The sequence below is a fragment of the Pseudonocardia asaccharolytica DSM 44247 = NBRC 16224 genome (assembly GCF_000423625.1).
Lineage (GTDB): Bacteria > Actinomycetota > Actinomycetes > Mycobacteriales > Pseudonocardiaceae > Pseudonocardia > Pseudonocardia asaccharolytica.
This window is the reverse complement of record NZ_AUII01000008.1, coordinates 166,691-173,848: the sequence shown is the minus strand read 5'-3', so window position 1 is coordinate 173,848 and position 7,158 is coordinate 166,691. Positions and strand designations below refer to the sequence as shown.

The following is a 7,158-nucleotide window of genomic DNA, read 5'->3' as shown; positions in this document are numbered from 1 at the left end:
CAGCCTCGCGGACCGCTGGTGCTGGTGTGGGACAACGCCACCGGGCACCTCGACGCGGCGATGCGCGCGCTGATCGCCACCCGGTGCTGGCTGACCGTGTTCCGGCTCCCGCCCTACGCCCCGGAGCTGAACCCGGCCGAGGGCGTCTGGTCGCACCTCAAACGCGGCCTGGGCAACCTCGCGGCCCGCACCACCGACCAGCTCGCCACCCTGGTCAGAACTCGCCTGAAACAGATGCAGTACCGGCCGGGGCTGCTCGACGGATTCATCGCCGCGACGGGCCTGACCCTCCAACCCCCGTAGCCAACACCCCAGCCTTTCAACCTGTGTACCGCGGTGGGGTCACAGCCCTCGGCACCGACTACACCGGACCGCTCAGCCTGATCGTCGGCCGCGCATGAAAAGGTCTACGAACGGGCGTGCCGCGAGCCAGGGAATGGCGTTCCAGCGGCAGGTGCACGTACTCGAGCACCGAGCGCGCACGGCCGGAGTAGGTTCGCACACACCGGACGTCCCTCGGCTCCGAGCTGTCGTCGCGGAGCTTGGCCGAATCCACTGCCGGCTGATCCGCACCGGCGGTCATCCAGACCTCCAGCGCTACATCGCCGCGCTGCACCAGCTCACCGTCGAGGTGTGCGACGCCCATGCACGTCCTGCACTGCCGATACGCGTGCCAGAGTCACGGCGGCGCGCAGACCGTCCTGCTGCCGTCCGGGATGCCGACCACGTGGACCGCCGGTCGCCGCACCAGCGCTTCCCCGAGGAGAGCGGTGACAGCATCCGGACGCTCGGAGGTGGTCTGTCGGGCCTTGGACGGCGTCGGTGAAGCCGCCGCAGCCATTCGGCCCGTGTACCCCCGTCCGTCTTCGGCGTCGGAACGCGAAAGCACCTCGATAACGCACCACGACGACGCGGCACATCGGCGCACGAAACAGAGGCGATCAGGCGGTGGTCACCGGCGTTGTCCGGAACCAGCTGAACGACGCAAATCCTGGCCCACGGACCCGATCCAGTCGCGACCGAACCATCGCACGGTCGCCGAGAAGTGGCCGCTACGTGCTGGCATCGGTCCGAGCCTGACACAGACTGATCCTGACTCCAGTATGCGCCGATGCCACCAATGACCTGCTGTGCGAATGTCACGACCCGTGAACGCCCCCGTTCCCGCGACCGTCGCGTGGTCGATGCGTTTTGCATCGCTTTCGCCATATCTCGCTGCTGCTGCTTCCGTGCATTTTGATCACGATGAGCCGTCCAGCTTCGCCCTCCTGAAGGTGGAACGCGGCGCGACGTAGATGAACGGGCCCGGCTCGTCGAGGCAGACCTGGATCGCCCGCCACCGGGACATGAACACCTCAAGCTGGTCGAACGTACCCCGGGCGTCCCGGCTGCCGAGTGCCACCATCCGCGCCCCGCTGTCCCGCACAGCCGCGATCTCGGCCGTGAGCTCCTGGATGCGCGCGCCCGGGTGATGATCAACCATCCGAGTGCGGTGACCTGCGGTATCCAGTCCCCGTCCTTCGTCGACGGGCTCGTGATGGGGCACGGCGGCCGCAACCGCTCATCACCACCCCGCGGGGTCGCCGGGGTAGGTGGCGTCCGGGCGCAGTCCCGCGATCTGGTGGGCGAGGCCGAGGCCGAGGACGTCGGCGTCGAAGTAGAACCGGACGGTCGCGGGCTTGTAGTGCCTCCCGGGCGCCGGCGGCCGGATCGGCACGTCTCAGGCGGCCCGGATCGAGGTCTCGTAGGCGAGCGCCCACCGGACCTGGTCGACGCTCAGGCCGAAGTCGTCGGCGATGTCCTCGGGGTCCTCCCCGGCCTCGTCGTGCTCCTGGATAACGGCAGTGCTGATACCCCCGACGGCCGGACGGCCATGGCGGAGCTCCGGGTCGATCTGCACCGGTGACGCCGGGTCGTCGTGTGGGCGCCAGCTGGCCGCGACGTCGCCATCCCAGGTGACCTTCCGGAGGAACGCGTCCGAGGCCGGCAGGAGGAGGATCTGGCCGCGCACGGGCGCGATGAGCCAGAAATCCGGGTCGAGCTTGGCTTCCTCCTGCGCTTCCAGGACGAGCTCACGACCGGAGATGTAGGGGCGCCGGTCCGCCAATGGATATGGGACCTCGTACCGAGACCGCAGGAGATCGATGAACGCCCGCAGCTCGGCCATCAGGATGCCGTTGCGACGGTAGCTACGCAGCAGCCCTGCCTCGATGAACTCCGCCCACATGACCGGCGCATGGCGGCCGGTAGGCGCCTGACGGATCACCGGCGGGTACACCTTCGAGCGGCGCTCGCCGCCCTCCAACCAGTAGTGCAGGGTGCTCAGCGGCACGCGCAGGTAGCGAGCCGCTTCGGCCTCGCTTGGAGGCCGACCCGTCCGCGGTCCGCCGCGACCTTCCCGACCTCACCCGCTGATTCCTCGCCACGGGCGTCCGGATCGGCGAGGCCATCGCGGTGGACTGGGACACGATCGACATGGACCATGCCTCGGTCGAGATCGACTACAAGATTCTCCGGGTGAAAGGAGCCGGTCTGCTGCGGGTCCGCCGGACCAATTCCGACGCCGGCCATCGCACCCTCCCGCTCCCGCTGTTCGCGATGCGAATGCTCGAGCGCAGGATCGTCGACGCGGACGGGGTACGCCCGCTCTTCCCGGATGCGCACGGCGGCTGGCGCGACCCGTCGAATCTGTCGCGTGAGCTTCGCGAGGCGCGTGGCAGCGGGGAGTTCGCCTGGGTGACCAGCCACGTCTTCCGCAAGACCTGCGCCGGCGTGCTGCACGATTCGGGGCTGTCACCGCGGGAGATCGCCGACCAGCTCGGCCACGCGAACCTGCGGACGTTGGAGCACTACATCGGGCGGCGGGCGGTCGGGGAGGCGGCAGCGACGGCGCTGGAGGTGTCGTTCGGGGTTTGTTCGACGTAAGTTCGACGCGGTCCGCAGGGAAGATCACCGGATAGGCCGCTGAGCTGGGAAGAAGCTCCTCCGACTGGACTCGAACCAGTAACCCTGCGATTAACAGTCGCATGCTCTGCCAATTGAGCTACGGAGGACCGTCTTGGTCGCGAGCGGGACCTCCGCTCGCTGGCAGAAAGAACCTTAGCGCATCCGATCGCCCGGGCTCGCAGGCCCCCGGTCGTCCCCACCGCTCGCCGGAGGCGCGACTGGGGCAGGATGGGCCGACCACGACATCTGCGGAGGCGACACATGCTGAAGTTTCTGTTGGGCGCAGCCGTCGGCTACGTGTTGGGGGCGCGTGCCGGTCACGAACGCTACGAACAGCTGATGCGGACCTACCAGCGACTCGTCGACCACCCCGCCGTCCAGGGCGCCGCCGGTGTCGTGCGGGCCCGGGTCGAGGAGGTGGTGAACGGCAGCAGGCACACCACCGACGTCACCACCAACGGTCGCCGGCACTGATCCCGATCGGTCCCGATCACGGCAGGTGCGCGACGGCGAAGATCCGGCGGAACGGGGAACCAGGTGGTATCCCGGACGGCGACCTCGGCGCCGGAGCGGGTTGCGCCCGCCTCCGCCGCGAACCGCCTGCCGGCGTGGCTGGGCCCTTCATGATCAGCGTCGGGAGCCGGGAGCCGCGGAAATCACAGTTCGCGGCTCCCAACCGTTGATCATGAAGGTGGGCTCGAAGAACGGCCGGCGCACCACCGCAGGTCACAAGCCCCTGTGAGTGCGTAACAGTGCTCTAACACTGTTACGCACTCACAGGGGGAGTTGACGAGCCACATCGGCGGCGAGCCGGCGGACGACGGCGGGATCGGTGCCCGGGTCTGCGCGGACCTGCAGCACCGTGCCGTCCCTGCCGGGGATCTTGCGCTGCAGGAACCAGGCGCCACCGCCCGGGAGATCGCGATGGTGCCGGAACCGGATGGACCCGGTGACCCGTTCGTGCACGACCTGCGGAACCTTCCCCGGCTCGGCGAGCCGCAGCCGGCGCGGCGGCAGGTCGACGAGCAGCACGGCCCCACCCACCTCCCCGGCCTCGCTGGCCTCGATGAGCACGATCGTGCCGTCCCGCCATACCGCCTTGCTGATCAGATGCCAGCCGACGCGGCGCGGCGCGTCCCCGGGCAACCACACCCCGTACGAGGTGGCCACGACATGGCCGCCGCCGGCGACCGCCGCGATGGCCAGCACGCGCTCCTGCGCGTCCAGCCTGCCGCCGAAGCCGGCCGGAAGCTCGTCGTAGCCGGTCAGCTTCGCGGCGACTCGTCTGAGCAGGCCCATTAGACCGCCCCCATCGCCTTGTCCCGCAACGCGATCCGATACTGCTCCAGCGGCACGAGATCGCCGAAGAGTTGATGATAGACGTCTGCGTCCTCCATCGGGTTGGTGCGCTGCAGCCGGGCCTTGAGCTCGGCGACTTGCGCCTCGACCAGCGCCAGCCGCACCCCGGCGACCACACTCCCGACGTAGCGGGCCTGGTCGGTGTCGACGCGCGTGGCATTGCGCCGCGGCAGGTCCAGCGGCTCGACGGCCAGCTCGCTGACCAGCCCGCGGACATCGGCCGGGCATTCGGCGACGACCGCCTCCACCCAGGCCGGCCCGGCCAGCCCGCCGCAGACCCCGCCTGCGGCCTGGATCGCCCGGTGCACCCCGGCGAAGGACGGGTGGCTGAAGGCCTGCTCCGGCAGCTCGTCGTAGGAGGGCCCGGCGATCGCGGGAACCTGCAGGGCGGCCTTGAGCGCCTCCCGCTGCAGATGCAGCCTCGGATCTCCGCGGCGCGGCAGGGCCGTGGGCTCCCGGCGGCCCCGCGCCCCCCTTCCCCCTGCATGCTCGCGCACCCTTCGCACGACCATCGCGATGTCGTCCCAGCTGGTCCAGCCCGCGAGCCGGCGGGCGTACTCGTCACGCAACTCCTCGCGACGGATCCGGGCGACCAGCGGGACGGTGCGCCGCAGCGCCGCGACCCGGCCCTCGGCGGTGTCGAGATCGTAGTCGCGCAGCATCGAGCGGATCGCGAACTCGAACAGCGGCTCGCGCCGGGCCACGAGATCACGCACGGCGGTGTCACCGTGACGCTGCCGCAGCTCACAGGGATCCAGCCCGTCAGGCGCGATGGACACGAACGTCTGGGCGGCGAAGGACTGATCACCCTCGAACGCCTTGAGCGCGGCCGCCTGACCGGCCGCGTCGCCGTCGAAGGTGTAGATGACCTCGCCGAGATCGAACGAGTCGTCCCCGATCAGGCGGCGGATCACGCTGATGTGTTCGGCACCGAACGCCGTGCCACAGGACGCGACGGCGGTCGGCACCCCGGCCAGATGCATCGCCATCACGTCGGTGTAACCCTCGACGACGACCACCTGCCGGTTCTTGGCGACCGCCCGCTTGGCCAGGTCGAGCCCGAACAACACGTGGGTCTTGCGGTAGACCGGCGTCTCGATCGTGTTGAGGTACTTGGCCTCGATCTGGTCGTCGTCGAACAGCCGACGCGCCCCGAAGCCGACGACATCGCCGCCGAGGTCCCGGATGGGCCACAGCAGCCTGCGGTGGAACCGGTCGATCGGGCCGCGCCTGCCCTCCTTGGACAGGCCTGCCTTCATCAGCTCCTCGAGGGAGAACCCGGCCCCGAGCAGATGCTTGGTGAGCGTGTCCCAGCCCGCCGGGGCGAACCCGCAGCCGAACTGCTGCGCGGCGGCCGCGTCGAAGCCGCGGCCGGTGAGGAACTGCAGCGCCGGCGCGCCCTCCGGGGTGCGCAGCTGGGCGGCGTAGAACTCCGCGGCCCGCCGGTTGGCCTCGAGCAGCCGGGAGCGGGTACCGCGGTCACGCTGCACGCTCGACCCGCCGCCGGTGTAGGTGAGGCGGTAGCCGATCCGGTCGGCGAGCCGCTCGACCGCCTCGACGAAACCGACACTCTCCATCTTCATGATGAAGTCGATGACGCTGCCGCCCTCGCCGCAGCCGAAGCAGTGGAACGTCCCGTGCGTCGGGCGCACGTTGAACGACGGGGTCTTCTCGTCGTGGAACGGGCACAGCCCCTTCATCGACCCGGCCCCGGCGCGGCGCAGCGCCACGTACTCGCCGACCACCTCGTCGATCCGGGTGCGGTCGCGGACCTCCGCGATGTCGCTGTCCCGGATTCGCCCCGCCACGAGCCAAGTCTATGCGGGGCATCGCGGGATCGGTCAGCCGGCGAGCAGGGCGTCCAGCAGGGTCTCCACCGCCGCTGCGCGGGGTCCCGGCAGCCACAACGCCTCGTAGCGGATCCGGATCGGCCGCCCGTGCTCGACGAGCGGACGACCGGTGCTCGCACCAGCGTCCATTCTCGACTCGGGCAGGATCGCGCCGCCGAGCCCGAGCGAGGCCCACTCGACCAGGTTGCGGTAGCTGTGCGCCGCCCCCGGGTAGCGCCGCAGCTCGCTGCCGCCGCGCGCGAACAGATCCTGGACGAACGTGGTGAGCCCGCACTCGTCGGTGACGAGCACCTGTGGCTCGGACGCCACCTCCGCCAGCTCGATGGGCGGGCCACCCGCCGCGTCCGGCGGCAGCCCGCTGCCGACGTAACGCAGCGGTTCCACCTCGATCTCGCGGCGCCGGAAGCCCTGGGGGTCGGCCACCGCCGGGGTCAGGATCACGTCGAGCTCCCGGTGGGTGAGCGCCGCCCGCAGCCGGGCGAGGTTGTCCTCTCGCAGCACCAGCCCGGCGCCCTCGCCGTGCCGCGCGGCCTCGAACGCCCGCGCGACGAGCCGCGGATGGATGAGCGGGGATACCCCCATCCGCAGCGGCTCCCCCCGGCCGCCGATCGTGCGGGCCTCGGCCACCAACCGGTCAACCGCGGCGAGCACTCGGTCGATGTGCGGCAGCAGCCGGGTGCCCAGCGGCGTGGGAGCGGCTCCCCGCGTCGTGCGCTCGAACAGCGGGCCCCCGAGCACCCGTTCCAGCGCGGCGATGCCGGTGGACAGCGCGGGCTGGGTGACGCCGAGGGCGGCGGCGGCGCGGGAGAACGACCCCTGGTCCACGACCGCCCGCGCGTAGTGCAGCTGCGTGACCTTGATCGTCATGCCATTCACATCGGTTATGCCAGCCATGGGATTTCCGCTCTTCTGACCCGCGAACGCCGCTGGCAGGGTACGTGCTGCCCGCAGCCTCCGATCCCGAACCGAAGGATGTCCCCATGCCGAGCAGTTCGGTCACCAC

General features: G+C 70.5%; 8 protein-coding genes, 1 tRNA gene and 1 pseudogene. 3 read left to right on the top strand and 7 right to left on the bottom strand.

Going from position 1 to position 7,158, the window contains the following annotated elements; translation table 11 throughout:
- A partial coding sequence (locus tag G567_RS0111930) for a transposase (protein WP_028930167.1) occupies positions 1-303 on the top strand: 303 nt, incomplete at its 5' end.
- A gap of 937 nt (positions 304-1,240) precedes the next feature.
- On the opposite strand, the gene G567_RS0111920 is transcribed toward G567_RS0111930, so the two are convergent.
- From G567_RS0111920 to G567_RS32020, 3 genes are all read right to left on the bottom strand, one after another.
- Entirely contained in the window at positions 1,241-1,483 is a 243-nt protein-coding gene (locus tag G567_RS0111920) for a hypothetical protein (RefSeq protein WP_028930165.1), read from the bottom strand.
- Between the two features lie 81 nt (positions 1,484-1,564).
- The gene (locus G567_RS34165) at positions 1,565-1,717 is read right to left on the bottom strand and encodes a hypothetical protein (RefSeq protein ID WP_154667143.1); all 153 of its coding nucleotides are present in this window, start codon (positions 1,715-1,717) and stop codon (positions 1,565-1,567) included.
- A gap of 3 nt (positions 1,718-1,720) precedes the next feature.
- A complete protein-coding gene (locus G567_RS32020) occupies positions 1,721-2,332 on the bottom strand; it encodes a DUF433 domain-containing protein (RefSeq protein ID WP_051232827.1) in 612 nt (203 codons plus the stop codon).
- Between the two features lie 98 nt (positions 2,333-2,430).
- Here G567_RS32020 and G567_RS28370 point away from each other — a divergent pair.
- Positions 2,431-2,925: pseudogene (locus G567_RS28370) on the top strand (site-specific integrase); the annotation flags it as partial.
- Positions 2,926-2,980: 55 nt separating this feature from the next.
- Here G567_RS28370 and G567_RS0111900 read toward each other — a convergent pair.
- Positions 2,981-3,053: transfer RNA gene (locus G567_RS0111900), tRNA-Asn, on the bottom strand.
- A 154-nt stretch (positions 3,054-3,207) separates the two neighbouring features.
- On the opposite strand from G567_RS0111900, the gene G567_RS0111895 reads away from it, so the two are divergent.
- A complete protein-coding gene (locus G567_RS0111895; RefSeq protein ID WP_028930164.1) occupies positions 3,208-3,420 on the top strand; it encodes a hypothetical protein in 213 nt (70 codons plus the stop codon).
- 300 nt (positions 3,421-3,720) lie between these two features.
- Here the strand turns inward: G567_RS0111895 and G567_RS0111890 are convergent, their stop codons facing one another.
- From G567_RS0111890 to G567_RS0111880, 3 genes are read right to left on the bottom strand one after another with little or no spacing between them, the layout of a single operon-like run.
- Entirely contained in the window at positions 3,721-4,245 is a 525-nt protein-coding gene (locus G567_RS0111890) for a hypothetical protein (protein WP_028930163.1), read from the bottom strand.
- Complete coding sequence (gene dnaG / locus G567_RS0111885; RefSeq protein WP_028930162.1) at positions 4,245-6,113, bottom strand: DNA primase; 1,869 nt, start codon at positions 6,111-6,113, stop codon at positions 4,245-4,247. Before dnaG ends, G567_RS0111890 begins: the two co-directional genes overlap by 1 nt.
- 33 nt (positions 6,114-6,146) lie before the next feature.
- Positions 6,147-7,022 (bottom strand): LysR family transcriptional regulator, encoded by an 876-nt coding sequence (locus tag G567_RS0111880; RefSeq protein ID WP_245585637.1) that lies wholly within the window; start codon positions 7,020-7,022, stop codon positions 6,147-6,149.
- Positions 7,023-7,158: the final 136 nt, after the last annotated feature.

What these genes read in the sequence shown, in the direction of transcription:
- G567_RS0111920 (WP_028930165.1), bottom strand. Translation starts at nt 1,483, where the DNA reads ATGGTTGATCATCACCCGGGCGCGCGCATCCAGGAGCTCACGGCCGAG.
- G567_RS0111895 (WP_028930164.1), top strand. Translation starts at nt 3,208, where the DNA reads ATGCTGAAGTTTCTGTTGGGCGCAGCCGTCGGCTACGTGTTGGGGGCG.
- G567_RS0111890 (WP_028930163.1), bottom strand. Translation starts at nt 4,245, where the DNA reads ATGGGCCTGCTCAGACGAGTCGCCGCGAAGCTGACCGGCTACGACGAG.
- G567_RS0111880 (WP_245585637.1), bottom strand. Translation starts at nt 7,022, where the DNA reads ATGACGATCAAGGTCACGCAGCTGCACTACGCGCGGGCGGTCGTGGAC.